Origin of the sequence: Rhizobium sp. TBD182, assembly GCF_001950375.1 — a bacterium.
Lineage (GTDB): Bacteria > Pseudomonadota > Alphaproteobacteria > Rhizobiales > Rhizobiaceae > Agrobacterium > Agrobacterium tumefaciens.
The window spans coordinates 63,790-83,104 of the sequence record NZ_BDLN01000006.1; the positions used below are offsets into that span (position 1 = coordinate 63,790).

Consider the following 19,315-nt stretch of genomic DNA (forward strand, 5'->3'; position numbering starts at 1 on the left):
ACCGAAAACGAATTGCAGAACATCAACACCGTCGCGGCTGCCTTGTCTGCAGCGCGACGGTCGGGAGAAACAGCATGGCAAGCAGCATTACTCTGGAAAAAATCGTCAAGCGGTTCGGCGCCTTTCCGGTCGTCCACGGCATCGATCTCAAGATCGAGCCGGGCGAGTTCACCGTTTTCGTCGGCCCCTCGGGCTGCGGCAAATCTACGCTTCTGCGCATGATCGCCGGTCTGGAGGAAATCTCCGAGGGTGATCTTCGCATCGATGGCGAAAGGGTCAACGAAACAGCCGCTTCCAAGCGCGGTATCGCCATGGTGTTCCAGTCCTATGCGCTTTATCCGCATATGAGCGTTTACAAGAACCTCGCTTTTGGGCTGGAGACGGCGGGTTACAAGAAACCGGAAGTCGAGGCGCGGGTGCAGAAAGCTGCCGATATCCTGCAGATCGGTCCGTTGTTACAGCGCAAGCCGAAGGCGCTTTCTGGCGGCCAGCGCCAGCGTGTCGCCATCGGTCGGGCTATCGTCCGCGAGCCGAAAATCTTTTTGTTCGATGAACCCCTGTCCAACCTTGATGCGGAACTGCGCGTGCAGATGCGTGTCGAAATTGCCAAGCTGCACCAGACGCTCGGCAGCACCATGATCTATGTGACGCATGACCAGGTGGAGGCCATGACGATGGCCGACAAGATCGTGGTCCTGCGTGACGGCCGCATCATGCAGGTCGGCCGCCCGCTTGATCTCTACAACAATCCGGCCAACCAGTTTGTGGCGGGTTTCATCGGTTCGCCAAAGATGAACTTCCTTTCCGCGAAAGTGGCTTCAGGCGACAGCTCCAACCGTACCATCGAGGTCGCCGGCCAGCGCATTCTGCTCGAAAAGCCGGTCGCGGCTGAGGAAGGCGAGCCACTCACTTTCGGCATTCGTCCCGAACACGTAAACCCACAGGCGCAATCGGCCTCGCTTGGCGATGCGTCCATCCAGCTCGTTGAACATCTCGGCGGCTCGACGGTGGTTTATACCAGCACCCCAGATGGCCAGCCCGCTACCCTGCTGCTGGACGGCCAGCGCCATATCCGCATCGGCGAGACCATTCCCTTTGCGTTTGATCTGGCGAAGACGCATCTGTTCGGGGCGGATGGGCGGCGAATATAAGAGGAAAAACCGGGGGGAGGAACAGACCTTCCCTTATTCCTGTGCTTGTCACAGGAGTCCAGCTGACGCGTCTGCGCGGCGATGAAATCAATCAGCCCAAAGACTTGGGCTGGCTGGTTCCCTATAGGGGGTACAGGGATGAGGGCAGTGGGCGGTTGTGATGGATAGCGAATTTTAGTCCGCCGCGTCGGTTTTCGATAAAAAACAAGCGGTTCTAAGAGCGGGCGAGAATCTCGCTCAGCACCGCCGCATCTTCCGAGAACTGGGCGACGTTGTCACCTTTGACGAACTCCAGCATCGCATAAGCCGGTTCTATCCAGTCGCTTGCTGGCAAGGCATCAACGCAAGCCCGCCAATAGTCCGCGCGCTCGCCGAGCGGCAGGCGGCTGGCATCGGCGAGCCAAGCGAAGACGTGCAGGTGGCAGATGCGCGAGCCGAGCGCGGATATTTCCGCAAGGGCGTCATCCAGCGGTAGACCTGGGGCTGGCTGCCAGTAAAAGAACAGGTTAGGCATCGGCAAATCCTGCATGAGCTGCAAGGCCGAGGGCAGCGTGTCGGTCAGCGAATTGGGGTGATATTCGAGGCCGATTGTCATTCCGTAGTCGTCTGCCCGCCGGGCAAGTGCCGCCAACGCGTCGGTTGCCGCACGGCGTTCCTCTGGTGAATAATCCGCGGATGGGCGTTTGCGGCTGCCGGGCCAGATGCGGATATGGCCGGTGCCGAGCGCTTTCGCGGTTTCCAGAACTGCGGTCACATCCTCCGGCGCAAAATCCGGTGCGAAAATGTAGGATCCGTAGGAAGAGACGGTAAGACCGGCTTTCACCGTACGCGCCGCCACATCCCTTGCATTTTCTAAGTCGCCAGGTGGCACATGGATATCGGCACCCCATTCTATCGCCTTGATGCCATTTGCAACGGCAAGGTTAATCACGGCCTGCGGCGTCATGGACCTGAAGGTGACAGAGCAGAGGCCCGGCTCGAAAATTCTCATGCGATAAGTTCCAGATGTTCCGGACGTACCTGCTGTTGCAATGGTTCTGCGCGGCAGAAGCGTTCGATCTCGGCAATCGCCATGTCGCCGAGCCGGGCGCGTTCAAGGCCGACGGCGCCGGCGATATGCGGCGTCAGGAACACGTTCGGAAGGCTGTAGAAAGGTGACTCTGGTGACGGCACTTCCGGATCGGTCACGTCGATGACGGCCTCTATGCGTCCGGTTTTCAGTTCCGCCAGCAGGGCGTCTTCGTCCACTAGCGCGCCGCGGGCCGTGTTGATCAAGGTCGCTCCGTCCTTCATCAGGGCAAGCGCATCGGCGCCGATCATATGCCGGGTTTGCGGCAGGGATGGCGCGTGCAGGGAAATGACGTCGCTTACCGCCATAAGCTCGCGGAGCGATACGAGACGCACACCGAGCTTTTGTGCCTCCACCGCGCTTAAAAACGGGTCGAAAAGGATGAGATCGAGATCGAAGGGCTGCAGCAGATTGATGACCCGACGCCCGATGCGTGACGCCCCGACAATGCCAACGGTCAGGCCGAGATTGCCGATGACCTGCGACTGCAGGCGGTCGACGTTTCGCCGTGCGCGATCCTCTCCGTAGATGCGTCGGAAACCGAAGGTACGCTTGCCGGAAAGCAGGATCATTGCCAGCGTAAACTCCGCGACCGGCTGCGCATTCGCCTCGGCCGCGCTGCACACCGTCACGTTTCGTTCGAAAACTGCCTGGGACAGGAAGTATTTCACCGTCCCGGCGGCATGCGAAATCAACCGAAGGTTCGGCATCATTGCCAGTTCCCGCATGTCGATCTCGGGACAACCCCAGCCAGTCAGAAGAATATCTGTTCTCTCCAACTGGGCAGTCACAGCTGGGTCGTGAAAATCGCAGACCGGCCGGGTATCGAGGATGTCGACGCTCTGCGACAGCTTTTCAAGCGCCTGTGGCGTCAGCACATGCTGCGTCCGCTCCGGGTCCATGGCAAGGCTGAGACGCGGACGCGGGCTCATCATTGCGGTTCTCCCGCCGCCGCCATACTGCTTACGGGAACACCGCGCTCAACAAACAGGCGGTCAAGCGCTTCCATGTCCGGAGGTGCGGGAACTGTCGCCAAAGCTGTTTCGCTTTCAGGTCCCGCCAGTCCCACAAAGACGGCGCAGGCGAGCAGGGTTTTGCCCGCTGGAATGTCGCCCCGCAATTGCGGCACCGTGGTTTTGGCATTGATGAGATTGGTATTGGGCAGCGCCTTCAACGCCACGCCCTGGCGGGATGCGCTGGAGCCGAGATCGATGATGGCGGATATGTCGGTGCCGCAATCGGCCGTTGCCCGGCCGCTGTCTTCGGTCACCGCATCGCGGTCGCCATCGTTGCGGTTTATCGCAAAGCCGCCTTCGGTGACAAAAAGTGGCCGCGCGGAAGTAATCCGGTGCAACCGGATATGCCACTCTCCCGCGGCAACCAGCGTCGTTTCGACCTCGACATCGGGGAATGGGTTCCAAGTCGCTCGAAGATTGGTGCCAGCCAAGAGCACAGTGCGGTTGGTTTCGCGCACCCGGTAGTGGCGGCCATCTTCGGAAAAGGCCAGCATATTGTCGAAACCATTGGTCTTGAAACCGCGCTCGTCCACTTCCACGCCGAAAGCGTAACGCGAGGAATAGGCGAATTTAGCGTATTTCTCCGGCCCGCCGCGCATGGACAGGTTTTCCTGCCCACTCGTCAGCGCCGTGACGTTGCTCTTACTGCGCATCATCACCATGCCGGGATGAACGAGCGGCCGTGGTTTTGTGGATGTGTCTGGCAGCTTTTCCTCCGCCTGCCAGAAGGGGTGGCTTTCCGGCAAGGCGAGCGGCAGGAAAGCCTTGAAGGCCCAATAGGGTGAACCCGCCGAATTATAGCTTTCCGACATGGTCAGTTGCGGATAGGCGTAACCAATGGAAAGCACGCCGTCGCGGTCGGCAATCGGCTTTCCCGCCCACCAGCGCAGATGTTTCAGGTAAAGCCCCTTGATCTCCCCCCAGGGCATCGCTTCCTCATCCGCGAAGGCGAGGGCACCCCAGAAGCCGCCGCAGGCGAAACGGTAGGTCATGGAGCGGCCAAAGGCCAGCGCGCCACCATCCTCATCGAACCAGCTTGCGAAATCCCCGGCAAACAGGCGGGCACGTTCCCGGTAGCGTTCGGCGTATGCATCATCCGGTTTGCTGATTTTCGCGTAGATCAGCCCGTAAAAATGCATGGCGAAGGCGATGTAGTGGTCGATGCGGCGATAGTTGCCGTCGCGATACCAGCCGTCGGCGATGTAAAATCCGTCCAGCTCTTTCAGATATGTTTCGGTGAGGCTCCGGTCGAATTCGATACCGAGATGATCGAGCGCCGCATCGACCATCACCCGGAAAAACTTCCAGTTATTGTCGGCATAGATGCGCTCGCGCGCCGCCAGAAGATAATGGCGCACATTCGCCTTTTGCTCTTTGGACAAGGGTTCCCACAGATGTTGCGGCGCAAGCCGAAGCGCAAAGCCGAGGGCGGCCAGTTCCACCAGCCGCTGATCCTTCTGCCGCACATCGCCCCAGTAATCGGCATGGGCGGGATCGGTGCCATTGGCGATGCCTCTGGCCAGAAGCGGCCAATGGGCGAAGGCATCGCCGCTGAGCGCAAGCGGCGCGATGCCCCAGAGTGGTCGCGCAAATCCTTCCAGATCGGCCGCTGCCCGGTCGAAATGCGCGGCGGTGCCGCTTAGCGTCACTCTTGCTCCGCTCTCTGAGAAATAGGGAAGCAGCGGTGCGAAACTGTCGTCCAATGCCCGTCTGACGTCGGCGCGGGTCTTGAGTGGATTGCCGTAAAGCGGATTGAAGCGGGTCATTGGATCATGGTTTGCTGGCTTATGCATCGCGCGCCGCCTTTCCCGTCTTTTTTGCTCGACCGGCGGTCTGTCCTTCCACAAGCTGTACACCCAGCTGAACCTGCCGGGCATTGGCCGATGGCTCCGCCAGCCGGCGGCGCATCAGCTCCACCGCCTCGCGGGCAATCTCGCGGCGGTCTACCCGGATTGTGCTGAGCCGGGGAGTGGAAAGTTCGGCGAAGGGCAGGTCGTCGAAGCCGATGATGGAAAGATCGTCCGGTACCCCGAGGCCAAGCTCTTGTGCTGCTCCCAGCGCGCCGAGCGCGATCGCATCGTTCATGCAGAAAATGCCAGTCAGATTGGGGTTTTTGGCCAGCAGCTGACGAACCGCATCACCGGCCTGCCCGAAGCCGCTATCCGCCGTGGAAAGCAGAAACTCCTCATAGGTGGCACCCTCTTCCTCGATGATAACCTGCCGAAAGCCCCGCATGCGCTCTCTTATAGTGTGACGGTGTTGCGGACCGATATAGGCGACCTTGCGGTGCCCCAGTTCCAGCAGCCGCCGCGCCGCCATCGCCCCGCCGTAAAAATTGGAGGGCGAGACGCAATCCAGCATCATCGAGGGATCGGCGCTATTGACGAGAACCGGTTGCAGCACACCCTGCGTGATGCGGTGGATGATCTCCTCTTCGGGGTCAAGACCAATGGCGAGAAGGCCATCGACCTCGCAGACCCGCTGCGTAAGGGCGTCGTCGATCTGCCTCTGGTGCAGCAGCCGGATATCGAGTTCGAAACCCTCTGTCTGGGCAAGGCTGCGCAGCATGTCGAAAATATCGTGATAAAAGGCGCCGATATCGCCGGTCGCTCGTTCGGCGGACATGAGGGCGAGGATTTTCTTGCCCTCCAGCGAGATGCCGCCGGTCTGGCTGGTGACTGGCCGCAGCGGATAACCAAGTTCCGCCGCCACACCCAGAACCTTGGTCTGGATCGATGCGCTGATGCCTTTTTCCCCGGCGAGAACCCGTGAGACCGTGCTGATGGAAACCCCTGCACGCTGGGCGATATCCGACTGGCGCGGGCGGCTGATGTCGGGCGTATCGTTCATGTCTTCTCCTGCGCTTGCAAAAAATTCTATTATGATGCAAATATTGCAAATAATGAAAATTTGCAAGAATTTAAGTGATGAATGAGAAATTTGCAAAACGCGGGAGGAGCATATGCAAACTATCGATAGACGTGGATTTTTGGTGACGGCGGCACTGGCAGGTCTTGGCGCGGCGGCGGGCGGTTTCCGCGCGATGGCGGCCGAAACCCGGCTACGTTGCGTATGGTGGGGTTCGGCTGACCGCAACAAGCGCACCAATGATGTGATTGCCCTCTACCAGAAGGCAGATCCACAAACGGTAATCAGCGGCGAGATGATCGCCGGTTCCGACTATTGGACCAAGCTTGCGACGTCCATGGCGGGACGTAACGTCGCCGATATCTTTCAGCTCGAGCCTTCCACCATTGCCGATTATTCCGGCCGTGGGGCCTGCATGGAACTTGACCAGTTTGTCGGCTCGTCGCTTGATCTTTCCAATTTCGGCAAAAGCGAAGTCGATCTTTGCCGCATCGACGGCAAGCTTTACGGCGTCGGTCTCGGGCTGAATTCGTTCTGCATGATGTATGATGCAGAGACGCTGAAGGAGGCCGGCGTCTCCGTGCCGAAGGAGCAGATCACCTGGAAGGCGCTGGCGGAACTGGCGCGCGATTTCAAGAAGAACGCTCCGGCGCGGCGCAATTATTGGGCGGTGCCCTATGGCGCTCGTTATCACTACGTCTTCGATGTCTGGCTGCGCCAGCGCGGCAAGCTCCTGTTCCAGGACGGCACCATCGGTTTCAACAAGGAAGATGCCAAGGAATGGTTCGCCTATTGGGAGGATCTGCGCGAGAACAAGCTTTGCGTCTCTGCCGATATCCAGACGCGCGATGACAATACCATCGAATCCAACGCGCTGACCCTTGGCAATTCTGCAATTGGCTTTGCCTATTCCAACCAGCTTGTCGGTTACCAAGCGCTCAACAAGAAGACGCTGTCCATTGGCATGCTGCCGGGTGAGGGGCCGGGAAAACCGACCGGGCATTATTACCGGCCGGGGCTTATCTGGTGCATTTCGTCCACCTCCACCACTCCGGAAGCTGCGGCGAAGTTCATCAACTTCTTTGTCAACGATCTGGAAGCGGGCAAGGTTCTTGGCGTCGAACGCGGCGTGCCGCCGGCGAAGAAGGTGCGCGAAGCTGTGTTGCCAAGCCTCAACGAGACCGAACGCAAGACGGTGGATTACATCGAGAGCCTGTCCGGCAAGCTCGATACCTATCCGGAGCCTGCCCCCATCGGCGCCAATGAGTTCGACCGTGGGGTAATGCGTCCCATTGCCGACTCACTCGCCTTTGGCCGCGCCACTGTGGATGAGGCAGCGCAGAATCTTGTCGATACCGGCACCCGCACGTTGCGCAAGCGCGGGTAAGGAAAAAGAGGCAGCGCATGCGGTATCGAAACCGCCTGCGCTGCCTCCATTCGTAATCCTTCCTTGCGTGTCTGACTTTGAATATATCGACACGACAAACAATGCTGGACAGCATAAAATATTTAAGCCAGAAATTCTGATCTAGATCGCTAAATCTGAAGATTAGACAATGGCTCCCAATTTCCTACTTATTGACGCTGAAAAAGAATTCGATGTTTTGAAGGCGGCGGCGTCGCTGATCCGTGTGCAGATATTGAAGCTGCTGCACGAGGCCAACGGTCTCAATGTCAACGAGATCGCGCAGAGGCTGGACCTTCCCCAGTCCACCGTGTCGGCCGGTGTGACCGTTCTTGAAGAGGCGGGGCTGCTGCGAACCGAAACGCGCAAGGCGCGCAAGGGCAGCCAGAAAATCTGTTTTGCGACCTGCGACGAGCTTATCGTTTCGTTTCGAAGCCCCGAGACGCCGGCTATATCCAACTACATTGCCGTCGCCATGCCGCTCGGCCTCTATACGCAAAGTTCGGTGACCGCGCCTTGCGGCATCTGTTCGCCGGAGGGCATTATCGGACTTCTGGATGTCCCTGATACCTTCATGGATCCCGACCGCATGAAGACTGCACTTTTGTGGTTCACATCGGGTCATGTCGAGTATCAATTCCCCAATAATGCCAAGATTCAGGGGCGAAACGTCGAGGAAGTCGAGTTTTCGATGGAGGTCAGTTCCGAGGTGCCAGGAACGCACAGCAACTGGCCGTCAGACATTACCCTCTCCGTCAACGGCAAGGAGATCGGGGTCTGGACCTCGCCCGGCGATTTCGGCGACAAGCGGGGTACGTTTACGCCCGACTGGTGGAAACTGTCCGGCTCGCAGTATGGAATGCTCAAAACCTGGCGCATTACTGCCCAGGGAGCCTATGTCGATGGTACGCGCATTTCCGATGTGACGCTTGCGGATATAGATCTGTCCAGCCACCGCTCAATCCGCTTGCGGATCGAGGTAAAGGCGGATGCAAAGCATCCGGGCGGGCTCAACATCTTCGGCCGGGGCTTTGGGAATTACGATCAGGACATCGTATTGCGTCTGCGCACCGCAGACTGATCGGGCCAATTTCATAAAGTATGATTTTCGCGGTTGACAGGCGCGGCTTCCATTGGCAACTATATTATGAAATATGGTTCATATCATATTTTAAGATATAAATGCGCATGGGAGGAGAGCCTATGAAAGCGCGGGTTTCAGTCCACCGGGACTTCCGGATTGGGCGTATCGACGATCGCCTATATTCCGCCTTCATCGAACATATGGGGCGGGCGATCTATGGCGGGATTTACGAGCCCGGCCATCCGCAGGCGGATGAAAACGGCTTTCGCAAGGATGTGCTGAAATTCGTGCAGGATCTGAAAATTCCGGCGATCCGCTATCCCGGCGGCAACTTCGTTTCGGCCTATCGCTGGGAAGACGGCATCGGCCCCCGTGACAAACGGCCCGTGCGGCTTGATCTTGCGTGGCGCTCCAAGGAAACCAACCAGATCGGCGTCAACGAGTTCGCAGACTGGGCGTCGATGGCAGGCATCGAGATGATGCTCGCCGTCAACCTCGGTTCCCGTGGTCTGGATGATGCCCGCAACTTTCTCGAATACGTGAATTTTCCCGGCGGCACCGAGCTTAGCGACCTTCGCCGCAGCCACGGCGCCGAAAAGCCGCATGGCGTGAAGATGTGGTGCCTCGGCAACGAGATGGACGGCCCCTGGCAGATTGGCCACAAGACGGCGGTGGAGTATGGCCGGCTGGCCAACGAAACCGCGAAAGCCTTCAAGGGTTTCGACCCCACCATCGAGGCAATCGTCTGCGGAAGTTCCAACGACGGCATGCCGACCTATCCCGAATGGGAGCGCGAGGTGCTGGAAGAATGCTACGAGAATGTGGACCACATCTCACTGCATAAATATTTCGGCAATAACAGCCGCGACACGCTGAATTACTTCGGCAAGATCGAAGAAACAGGGCGTTATATTCAGACTATCGCCGGTGTCATCGATTACGTGAAAGCCAAGAAGCGCGCCAAGAACGATGTCTCCATCTGCTTCGACGAGTGGAATGTTTGGTACCATATCCGCGAAGACGACGGTAAACGCATCAAGAGCTGGGACTGGCCGGAAGCGCCTGCACTTCTGGAGGAGACCTACAATTTCGAGGATGCTCTCTTCGTGGCCGGGTTGCTCAACGAGTTCATCCGTCGCTCGGACAGGGTGCGCATCGCCTGCATTGCCCAGCTCGTCAATGTCATCGCCCCCATCCGCGCTGAAAAGAACGGACCGGCATGGCGCCAGACCATCTATTATCCCTATCAGTTCGCCTCGCTTTATGGTCGCGGCGTTGCACTGAACATTGCCGTCGATTGCCCGACCTACGACTGCAACGCGGCCGATGACGTCAAATATCTCGATGTCGCCGGCGTGTTTGATGAGGACGAGGGCGTGGTAACGCTGTTTGTCCTCAATCGTCATCTGACCGAACCAGCAGAGCTCAATGTCGGTCTCACCGGCTTTTCGCCTGTGTCACTTAGCCTGCATCTTTCCATGGCGGGATATGATCTGAGGATCGGCAACGGTCCGGATCAACCTGACCGCGTCGTGCCGGTGCCGGGCAGCGGCATTGGTGTCGAGGATGGGGCGCTCAAAGGCTCCGTGCCGGCGCTGTCCTATCATGTTCTGCGCGTGAAGGTTCAGTGAGGCGGTGATGGGTGTCCGTCTCAGCAATATCGCCAAGTCCTTCGGCTCTTTTGCAGCCATCCGGGACGTTTCGATGGAGATTCCGACGGGCAGCTTCGCGGTTTTCGTGGGGCCATCCGGTTGCGGAAAATCCACCCTGTTGCGCATGATCGCCGGTCTTGAGGAAACCAGCGGCGGTCACATCGCCATCGACGAGCGCGACGTCACCGCTGTCGAGCCGGCGGATCGCGGGGTTGCCATGGTCTTCCAGAATTATGCGCTTTACCCGCATCTGACGGTGTTCGAGAACATGGCTTTCAGCCTGCGTCTCGCCCGCCGGCCGAAAGCGGAGGTGAATGAGAGGGTGGGGGAAGCTGCCCGCATCCTCCAACTCGAGGACAATCTGCACAAGAAGCCATCGCAGCTTTCCGGCGGCCAGAGGCAGCGCGTGGCCATAGGCCGCGCGATCGTGCGACAGCCGAAGGTGTTTCTCTTCGATGAACCCCTGTCGAACCTGGATGCGGAACTGCGTGTGCAGATGCGGCTGGAACTGACCCGGCTTCACCGCAAGCTCGGCGCCACGATGATCTACGTCACGCATGACCAGGTGGAGGCCATGACGCTTGCGGACAAGATTTTCGTGCTGAAGGGCGGCATCGTGCAACAGGCCGGCGCGCCGCTCACCCTTTACGACGATCCGGACAATCGTTTCGTCGCTGGATTCATCGGATCGCCCGCGATGAATTTCCTTGCCGCCGACATCGTCGGGCAGCGGGACGGTATCGTGACGCTTACGCCTGAAGGTGCTGAAAAGCACCTCGAAGCCCGGCTTTCGCATCCGGTTTCCCCCGGTCAGCGGGTCGAAATCGGCATAAGGCCCGAGCATCTGGTGATCACGCAAGAGGGTGCTTTGCCTGTCAATGTCGAGGTGGCGGAGGAGCTTGGCGACCTTTCCTATCTCTATACCCGAACGCGTGCCGGGAAAGAACTTGTCGTGCAGCGGCAGGGCTCGCGCGAGCGGCTGGATGGCCGGTCCGTCTCACTGAGTGCCTCGCCCGATCACATCATGGTTTTCGACAGCGAAGGCAAAAGGTTGCGATAGGCGCGAGGAGGCGCCTTTCGATGCAGTAGCAGACCGCCCCTTGAACGGGGTGTTTCCAACAAACGGGAGGAGTGAACGATGCGACTGATCAAGACATTGCTTGTTGGTACGGTTCTGGGCCTGAGCGCCCTGCCGGCACTGGCGAAGCAGGATATCGTCTGGTGGGACTTTCTGTCGGGCGGCGACGGCGTGCGCATGAAAGCCCTGATTGCTGCCTTCAACAAGGAGCACCCTGACATTCAGATCAAGGGAACGACGCTAGAGTGGGGCGTTCCGTTCTATACCAAGGTACGCACGGCGTCCGCCGTGGGTGAGGGGCCTGATGTCATGACCTATCACCTGTCGCGCGCGCCGCTCGGCCTTGATGAAAAAGTATTGAGCGAAATTACCACAAAAGACCTTGATGATGGCGGGTTGAAGACCAGCGACTTTTTCAGCGCACCCGTCGAAGCGGCAACCCACGACGGCAAGCTTTATGCGGTGCCGTTCGATATCCATGCCCTTATTCTCTATTACAACGCCGATCTTCTGAAAGGGTCTCCCTATCTCGATGCCGAGGGGAAGTTGACCGGTATCAAGACGATGGAGGATTTCGAAAAGGCGCTGGCCTGGGCGAAGGACAAGGGCGTTCAGACGCCGGTTACCTATCAGTCGGGTGGCGAAGCCGGTGTCTGGCGTGTCTTTTATACACTGTTCTCACAACAGGGCGGCGAGCTGGTCACCAATAACGAGGTGCTTGCCGGCGACAATGCCGAAAAGGCTGCCAAAGCGATCGATACCATGTCGAAATGGCGGGAAAACGGATGGGCGCCCGAGCAGGCGGAATATCCTGCGTCCGTTGCACTCTTCTCCGCTGGCAAATCCGCCTTCCAGCTTAATGGCGTCTGGGAAGTTCCGACCTACAAGGATCTGGAAAAGAACGGCAAGCTCGGCTTCAAATGGAGCGCTGTGGAAGTTCCGCCTTTCATGGGCAAGCGCGCCACCTGGGCGGATTCGCACGCCTTTGCGATCCCCAACCAGGGTGACAAGACCGTTTCCGGCGAGAAACGCGCCGCTGTCATGACGGTTATTGGCTGGATGGAAAAACACGCCATCAGCTGGGCCGATGCGGGGCATATTCCGGCCTATAAATCGATCACCGAAAGCAGTGAATACAAGGCGATGCAGCCGAATGCCACATATGCCTCGCTGGCGGAGGCGGCAGTGTTCGATCCGAAGACCACGATTACCGGAGTTGCCTCACCCGCTTACGATGCGGCGCTTAATATCATCGCTCCGGCCATCCAGGGCTACATGAGCGGCGCGGATGCGGTCGAGCAGATCAAGTCCGAGCTTCAGGGCAAGCTCAAGTAATCCGAGACTGCCCTCTGGCTGTCAGCCGGAGGGCAGCGTGCAATGCGGGAGGTCCCGGAGGCATTCCATGGCTATGATTGAAAACCGGCGCAAGAAGTCGCTGATCGCACTGTCGATGGTGACGCCATTCATCGTGGTCTTCGCCACGTTCTTTCTTTACCCCCTGATCGAGATGATACGCATCAGCTTCACGGATGCGCCGCTGATCGGCGATGGCAACTGGGTCGGCCTGCAGAACTACATAAAATTGCTGAGCGACCGCCTGTTCGTCACCTCGCTCAAGAATAACGGCTATTTCGTGCTGCTGACGGTGGTGCCAACAACGGTCATCGCCCTGTTGATTGCGCTTGCGGTCAGCCGATTGTCCGGCATCAAGCAGACAATCGCCATGAGCCTGTTTTTCCTGCCTTATGTCCTGCCGGTTTCGGTCGTCACCGAAATCTGGGCCTGGATGCTCGACCTGCAGTTCGGCATTCTCCAACCGGTCATTTCGTTGCTGGCGGGCAAACCGGTCGCGGTTTTCAAGAACCCCAATTGGGTCATGCCGATGGTCGCCGTCGTCACCATATGGTGGACGAACGGTTTTAACGTTCTGCTCTTCATTGCCGGCTTGCGAAACATTCCGACCGAGCTTTATGAGGCCGCAGCTCTTGATGGCGCAACGACATGGCAAAAGTTTCGGCGCGTCACATGGCCGCTTCTGTGGCCGGTGACCGCGCTGATCCTGACGCTGCAATTGATCCTGCAATTGAAGATATTCGACCAGATCTACCTCTTGAGCGGCGGCGGACCCTTCAATTCCAGTTTCGTGCTTCTCCTTAAGGTCTACCGGGAAGCCTTCCAGATGAACAATGGCGGTTATGCATCGGCCGTGGCGACCGTGCTCTTCCTGTTGATCGTCATCGTATCCGTTCTCCAGTTCCAGTTGCTACGCATCCGGAGGAATTCATGAGCCTGACCAAAAGACTTGAGAACGTCATCCTGACTCTGCTGACATTTTCGGCAGCACTGGTATGGATTTTCCCGCTTTACTGGGGGTTCGTGACGTCGTTGCGCTCGGACGAGAATGTTGCGGGCAACACGTCGCTACTGCCTGATGAGTTCCAGCTTGGTGCCTATGTGAATGCCATCTTCAATACGCGGCTGTTGACCTGGTATGTGAATTCCATTGGCACCGCCGCGATCGTCACCGTCTCTGTGCTCATCATTTCGATGTTATGCGCCTATGCGCTATCGCAAATCCGCTTTCCGGGACGGCGACTGCTCTATGGCATCGTGCTCGCGAGTTTCATGGTGCCCGCGCAGACGCTTGTCGTGACACAGTTCATCCTGATGAAGAACCTCAACCTCATCAATACCTGGGCGGGCATCATCCTGCCGCAGCTGATCACGCCAATCGTCATCATCGTCTACAAGCAGTTCTTCGACAGCGTGCCCAAAGAGATGCGGGAGGCGGTGGTTCTGGATGGTGGCGGCGAATACACGATCCTGTTCAAGGTGTTTCTGCCGCTGAACTGGGGCATTACGACCGCCATGGCGATTGTGACCTTCATTACGGTGTGGAACGCCTTCTTCTGGCCTTTCCTCGTCATCACGTCCGAAAACATGATGACGATCCCCGTCGGCATCACGCAGGTCAACGACACCTTCGGCATCGTTTATGCACGCCTGATGGCGATTGCCATGCTGGCGGCTCTGCCGGTCATCGTCGCCTACGTCATCTTCCAGCGGCGCGTGACGGAAGCCATCATGATTTCGTCCGGCGTGAAAGGGTGAGGGCGGCGAAAGATGCCGGTGCCAGTCAGATGACGTGAGCGTTGTGCAGGGCAGTCAGCACCTCGTTCTTGAGGGTGGCGAGTTGCGGCGACCTTCTGTCGCGCGGGCGCGGCTCGTCCACTTCTATCCGCTGCTGGATACGGCCGTCATGGGCACCCATCATGTAAATGCGGTCACCGAGATAAAGCGCCTCGTCAATATCGTGGGTGACGAGCAGGAAAGAAATGCCGCGCTGTTCGACGAGTTTCAGGACAAGGTCCTGCAATTTCATCCGCGTGAAAGCATCGACCGCGCTGAAGGGTTCGTCGAGCAGCAAGATGCGCGGCCGGGTATAGAGCGCTCTTGCTATGGCGACACGCTGCGCCATGCCGCCTGAAAGGGCTTTCGGTAACGCGCTGCCATGGCCGCTCAAGCCCACATCGTTGATCAGTCCTTCTACCCGCTCGACATCATATTTCTTGCCGGCCGCATAACCGATGTTTTCGGCAACTGTCAGCCACGGCATCAGGCGGGGTTCCTGAAAGACAAAGGCGATGGGCGGTGAGTCCGATGCCTGAACTTCCTTTGCCTGCTGAACCTTCACAGCGCCTGAGAAATGCCGATCGAGGCCGGCGGCGATGCGCAGCAAGGTGCTTTTCCCACACCCACTTGGTCCGAGAAGAACCGCCGCTTCACCATCGCCGAGCGTCAGGTGAATATCCTGAAGGACAACCGTGTCTCCGAAGGCTTTTTCGCGAACATCGACATTGAGCAAACTCATCGCATGCGCCCTCCTTGCTGAAGGGGATAAGTGTCGCGCCATCTGAGGCAACGTTCCTCGACTATCTTGAAGAGGCTGTCGGAAATCTTGCCGAGGACGGCAAGGCAGATAATCGCTATCATCACCAGATCGGGTCGGGAGAGTTCGCGCCCATCGGAAAGCATGTAGCCGATGCCCTCGGAGGCCGCCAGAAGTTCCGCTGCGACAACGCTCAGCCAGGCCAGCGACAGGCCGTAACGCAAGCCCGTGAACAGATGCGGCAAGGAGGCGGGAATGAAAATCCGCCAAACCAGCACTGGCAGCGGCTGGCGATACATCTCGCCCACTTCCACCAACTTGCGGTCGACATTTCGGATGCCGGAGAAGAGGTTGAGATAAACAGGGAAAAACGCGCTTTTGGCGATCAGCACGATTTTCGAGGTTTCGCCAATGCCGAACCAGATCATCAGCAGCGGCACCCAGGCGAGGCTCGGAACCGCGCGTAGCGCCTGAAACGTCGGTTCAAGGTAACGCTCGGCGGCAACGACCAGCCCGACCAGCGAACCGACGACGATTGCAAGAAGGGAGCCAATGACGAAGCCGACAAAGACACGGGCGGTACTGGCTGCGACATTCGTCCACAAAGGACCCTCGGCGAGCCTTAGAAACGTGTCATAAAGCTCGGAGGGCGGCGGCAGCACGTAGGGACTTACCCAGCCCACGCGCACAAAGAATTCCAGCAGCAATAATGAGCCGACCGGCACGATCGCGCCGCGCAGGTCGAACCGTCCCAGGAAATTCCCCACTCTTTGCACGAACGGCAGTCGGGCAGGGAGTTGTTTCGTAGTCTGCTTCACGCGCTGAAATTCGCGCGGATGAGAATTCATGCTCCCAGCGCCTTTTTCGCCGGTGCCGGATCGATCAGCGACGAAAGGACGCTGTCGACATTGACGCCAGGACGCAGCACATCGTCGCCAAGCAACGGGGTCACGATACGGATCGAGTTCAGCAGTTCCTCGCCCGGAACAGGATCCTTCCAGTCGCGCTTTTCGATCGTCAGCTTGGTGATCTGGGGATCGTTGCCGGTGACCTTCGTGACGAAATCGATGAATTCGCCGTTGTTTTCACGGATCCATCTTTGTGTCTCGACCCAGACACCGAGGAGGCGCTCGACCGCTTTCGGGTGTTTCGCCAGAAACTCCTCGGAAACGCTGAAGACGCTGCCGTCGCGCCAGCTACGCTCATCGAAAATCGCCCTGTCACCGGCAAGTTCTGCCTGGGATGTGTGTGGATCGATGCCGACCCATGCATCAACCTGTCCCTGCTGAAGCGCGTTGAATCCTTCCGGATGCTGCAGGTTCACGACCTTGAGGTCATCGATCGAAAGCTTGTTTTGGGCAAGGGCGCGCAGGAGGGTGAAATAGGGCGCGGTACCCTTGGTGACCGCAATGGTTTTGCCCTTGAGATCGGCGACGGTCTTGACCGGCGAATCCGGGCGAACCTGTATGATGGAAGAACCGCCCCAGCTTGCCACATAGATCACCTTCAGCGGCACACCATTGGCGCGGGCCAGAAACGCGGAAAGTGCTGCCGAACCGGCAAAATCCGTCGAGCCGACCTTCAGGAATTCGAGCGAATTGTTGCTTCCGCGGGATTGTACCCAGGTGATCTTCGTGCCGACATCCTTGAACGCTTCCTCAAGCCAGCCCTTGTTCTTTATCAGCAGCGTGTGTGAGGAGTAAAATCCCCAATCCAGCTTCAGCTCAGCAGGAAACTCCTGTGAGCTCTGGGCCAGCGCGCTGCCCGTGGCAAAGGGTGCTGCGAGAGCCCCGGCAATGCTGAGTTTCAGAATCTGGCGGCGAGAATGTTTAGCCTTCATAATAGTTCACCTAATTTATGTAATTTGTGTATTTAAAGGGTATGGGCCGGCGTTTATGAGGTCAATCCAGCCTTCTGGAACCTCATCCCAAACTTCAGGGCGGGCGTGGAAAATCTCCCTACCGCTGGCCGGATCGGCGCGACGGCGCGTTATTCAGGGAAAAAACGATTGGCCGGACGTTGTAAGCCGAGATGATCGCGCAATGTCGTTCCCTCATAGTCCTTCCGAAACAGGCCGCGCCTTTGCAGTTCGGGCACAAGCAGGGTCGTGAAATCGTCAAGTCCGGCAGGCAGGAACGGGAAGGTGACGTTGAAGCCATCCGACCCCTCTTCGTATAGCCATTGTTCCATCTCGTCGGCGATGGTTTTTGCCGTGCCGACAAATGCGAGACCCCCATAGCCACCCAGCCGCTGCGCCAGCTGGCGCACCGTCAGCCCCTCGCTCCTTGCAAGTTCGATCACCCTCTCGCGGCTGGATTTGCTTGCATTGGTTTCGGGAATGTCAGGCAAGGGGCCATCGGGATCGAAACTCGAAGCATCGTGGCCGAGCGCAATCGAAAGCGAGGCTATCGCGCTTTCATAATGGACGAGGCTGTCGAGCCTGGCGCGTTTGGCCTTGGCTTCTTCCACGCTATCGCCGACCAGAACGAAAGCGCCCGGCAGGATGACAATGCCGTCGCGGGAACGGCCTGCCGCAACGGTTCTGTCCTTGACGTCCCTGTAGAACGCTTTTCCCGCCGCAAGCGTGGGTGTTGCCGCAAAAACGACCTCGGCAGTTTCGGCTGCAAGCTGGCGCCCCGGCTCTGAAGCCCCGGCCTGAACGATGACGGGCCAGCCCTGCACCGGACGCGCTATATTGAGCGGACCGCGCACGGAAAATTCCGGTCCCTTGTGATTAAGCACATGCATTTTTTCAGGGTCAAAGAACAACCCGCTATCGACATCCCGGAGAAAGGCATCATCGGAAAAGGAATCCCACAGCCCGGTAACGACGTCGTAAAATTCCCGCGCTCTTCCATAACGCTCCGTGTGGTCAGGCTGTTCGTCCCGGCCGAAATTAAGCGCCGCATCCGGATTCGCTGTGGTGACGATGTTCCAGCCGGCGCGACCATTGCTGAGGTGATCGAGTGAGGCGAAACGCCGGGCTACGTGGTAGGGCTCATCGAATGTGGTGGAGGCGGTGGCAACCAGCCCGATGCGGGAGGTGACGGCGGCGAGCGCCGAAAGCAGGGTGAAGGGTTCGAAAGACGTGACGGTATGGCTGCGGCGCAGTGCTTCCGTCGGCATGTTCAGCACCGCCAGATGATCGGCCATGAAAAATGCATCGAATTTCGCGGCTTCAAGCTGTTGCGCAAATCGCGCCAGATGGCCGAAATTGAAGTTCGCGTCCGGGAAGGATCCGGGATAACGCCACGCACCCGTGTGAAGACTGACGGGCCGCATGAAGGCGCCGAGATGCAGTTTGCGATCGTTTGCCATTGGGCTTCACTCTTTCGTTGAAGTTTTGACCCGAGCGTTTTGTCTGTCGGCCGCCAAGGATCGAAGACCGGCTCGGTCCTCATCGCGACGATAGCCTTGCTGGCGGCTCGGTGCGGCAAAGACTATTGCGATTATGATTTCCAAACAGAAAGATTTTTCCTGAAATCATTCATTTCGCAAGATCGCTTTGCCTGCAACGGGTTTGCCTCATCGTGTTGACGTAATATCCGGCAAGCGATGTGCTTCACGTTGTGATCGCCAAGCAAATTTCGACGTATTTCGCGCAATGATTCTAATGAGAAAATGGCGTAAATTCAAAGTATTGGTCGATATAGCTAATGTACTGGATTATTTCGAAATCGTAGTTAGAGATCGAAAACGTCGTTTGGAGATCCGGCGTGGTTGGGACACCCCCAAACCGCGCCGGACTGATCCGTGCTCAAACGTCCGCCATCAAACTGCCAGCAGCTTTTCGTTGCCGATGCGGGTTGTCTCGATGGCACCCTCCGTTTCGATGCGCTTGCCGGTGGCCGGATCGAAAAAGTGGAGGTGGGCCGGGGGCAGTTCGAAGTGGATGCGCTGGCCGGGTTTGACCAACAGATCTTCGCCGATGGCTGCGGAGAAAGTTTCGCCGGCGATTTCCGCATGTACGATGCGGCCGGAGCCCAGCTCTTCTACAAAGTCCACGGTTGCGGGCACGCCCGCACCCTCGATGCTGACCAGGCATTGTTCAGGGCGAATGCCGACTGTCACGTCGCGCCCGCGCAGCTCCAGCGCGGTCTCGG

At 58.3% G+C, this 19,315-nt stretch carries 17 protein-coding genes; 8 read left to right on the top strand and 9 right to left on the bottom strand.

The features are described 5' to 3' along the window. Positions 1 to 74 precede the first annotated feature (74 nt). Positions 75 to 1,151: an ABC transporter ATP-binding protein gene (locus T18_RS18080; RefSeq protein ID WP_003517850.1), complete on the top strand. Its 1,077-nt coding sequence runs from the start codon at positions 75 to 77 to the stop codon at positions 1,149 to 1,151. Positions 1,152 to 1,365: 214 nt separating this feature from the next. Here the strand turns inward: T18_RS18080 and T18_RS18085 are convergent, their stop codons facing one another. Genes T18_RS18085 through T18_RS18100 form a run of 4 tightly spaced genes read right to left on the bottom strand, consistent with a single transcriptional unit; the run spans position 1,366 to position 6,086 of the window. Then, positions 1,366 to 2,142, bottom strand: coding sequence for a sugar phosphate isomerase/epimerase family protein (locus T18_RS18085; RefSeq protein ID WP_038493790.1), 777 nt, complete (start codon positions 2,140 to 2,142; stop codon positions 1,366 to 1,368). Further along, the gene (locus tag T18_RS18090) at positions 2,139 to 3,155 is read right to left on the bottom strand and encodes a hydroxyacid dehydrogenase (protein ID WP_038493786.1); all 1,017 of its coding nucleotides are present in this window, start codon (positions 3,153 to 3,155) and stop codon (positions 2,139 to 2,141) included. Before T18_RS18090 ends, T18_RS18085 begins: the two co-directional genes overlap by 4 nt. Continuing rightward, a complete protein-coding gene (locus T18_RS18095) occupies positions 3,152 to 5,029 on the bottom strand; it encodes a DUF2264 domain-containing protein (protein WP_038493783.1) in 1,878 nt (625 codons plus the stop codon). Before T18_RS18095 ends, T18_RS18090 begins: the two co-directional genes overlap by 4 nt. Then, complete coding sequence (locus tag T18_RS18100) at positions 5,022 to 6,086, bottom strand: LacI family DNA-binding transcriptional regulator (protein WP_038493780.1); 1,065 nt, start codon at positions 6,084 to 6,086, stop codon at positions 5,022 to 5,024. The genes T18_RS18095 and T18_RS18100 overlap by 8 nt, the downstream gene beginning before the upstream one ends. Before the next feature lie 112 nt (positions 6,087 to 6,198). Here T18_RS18100 and T18_RS18105 point away from each other — a divergent pair, with 112 nt between their 5' ends. The 7 genes from T18_RS18105 (at position 6,199) to T18_RS18135 (ending at position 14,434) form a co-directional block, all read left to right on the top strand. Further along, the gene (locus tag T18_RS18105; RefSeq protein WP_003517844.1) at positions 6,199 to 7,491 is read left to right on the top strand and encodes an ABC transporter substrate-binding protein; all 1,293 of its coding nucleotides are present in this window, start codon (positions 6,199 to 6,201) and stop codon (positions 7,489 to 7,491) included. 169 nt (positions 7,492 to 7,660) lie between these two features. Next, on the top strand, positions 7,661 to 8,590 hold the full coding sequence (locus T18_RS18110; RefSeq protein ID WP_038493777.1) for an ArsR/SmtB family transcription factor: 930 nt from the start codon (positions 7,661 to 7,663) through the stop codon (positions 8,588 to 8,590). Positions 8,591 to 8,712: 122 nt separating this feature from the next. Continuing rightward, the gene (locus T18_RS18115) at positions 8,713 to 10,224 is read left to right on the top strand and encodes an alpha-N-arabinofuranosidase (protein ID WP_003517842.1); all 1,512 of its coding nucleotides are present in this window, start codon (positions 8,713 to 8,715) and stop codon (positions 10,222 to 10,224) included. 7 nt (positions 10,225 to 10,231) lie between these two features. Beyond that, a complete protein-coding gene (locus T18_RS18120) occupies positions 10,232 to 11,305 on the top strand; it encodes an ABC transporter ATP-binding protein (RefSeq protein WP_038493774.1) in 1,074 nt (357 codons plus the stop codon). Positions 11,306 to 11,383: 78 nt separating this feature from the next. Then, positions 11,384 to 12,658 carry an extracellular solute-binding protein gene (locus T18_RS18125; protein WP_019566448.1) on the top strand — a complete coding sequence of 425 codons (1,275 nt, stop codon included), beginning with the start codon at positions 11,384 to 11,386 and terminating at the stop codon, positions 12,656 to 12,658. A 67-nt stretch (positions 12,659 to 12,725) separates the two neighbouring features. After that, positions 12,726 to 13,610, top strand: coding sequence for a carbohydrate ABC transporter permease (locus T18_RS18130; RefSeq protein ID WP_003517835.1), 885 nt, complete (start codon positions 12,726 to 12,728; stop codon positions 13,608 to 13,610). Beyond that, on the top strand, positions 13,607 to 14,434 hold the full coding sequence (locus tag T18_RS18135) for a carbohydrate ABC transporter permease (RefSeq protein WP_019566447.1): 828 nt from the start codon (positions 13,607 to 13,609) through the stop codon (positions 14,432 to 14,434). The genes T18_RS18130 and T18_RS18135 overlap by 4 nt, the downstream gene beginning before the upstream one ends. 25 nt (positions 14,435 to 14,459) lie before the next feature. Here T18_RS18135 and T18_RS18140 read toward each other — a convergent pair whose 3' ends face one another. The 5 genes from T18_RS18140 to T18_RS27770 form a co-directional block, all read right to left on the bottom strand. After that, positions 14,460 to 15,194 (bottom strand): ABC transporter ATP-binding protein, encoded by a 735-nt coding sequence (locus tag T18_RS18140; protein WP_013761384.1) that lies wholly within the window; start codon positions 15,192 to 15,194, stop codon positions 14,460 to 14,462. Next, positions 15,191 to 16,060 carry an ABC transporter permease gene (locus T18_RS18145; protein WP_038493771.1) on the bottom strand — a complete coding sequence of 290 codons (870 nt, stop codon included), beginning with the start codon at positions 16,058 to 16,060 and terminating at the stop codon, positions 15,191 to 15,193. Before T18_RS18145 ends, T18_RS18140 begins: the two co-directional genes overlap by 4 nt. Next, positions 16,057 to 17,052, bottom strand: coding sequence for an aliphatic sulfonate ABC transporter substrate-binding protein (locus tag T18_RS18150; protein ID WP_019566444.1), 996 nt, complete (start codon positions 17,050 to 17,052; stop codon positions 16,057 to 16,059). Before T18_RS18150 ends, T18_RS18145 begins: the two co-directional genes overlap by 4 nt. Before the next feature lie 149 nt (positions 17,053 to 17,201). Then, complete coding sequence (locus tag T18_RS18155) at positions 17,202 to 18,530, bottom strand: LLM class flavin-dependent oxidoreductase (protein ID WP_003517825.1); 1,329 nt, start codon at positions 18,528 to 18,530, stop codon at positions 17,202 to 17,204. Between the two features lie 453 nt (positions 18,531 to 18,983). Further along, on the bottom strand, positions 18,984 to 19,315 hold a 332-nt coding region (locus T18_RS27770), incomplete at its 5' end, for a TOBE domain-containing protein (protein ID WP_323455239.1).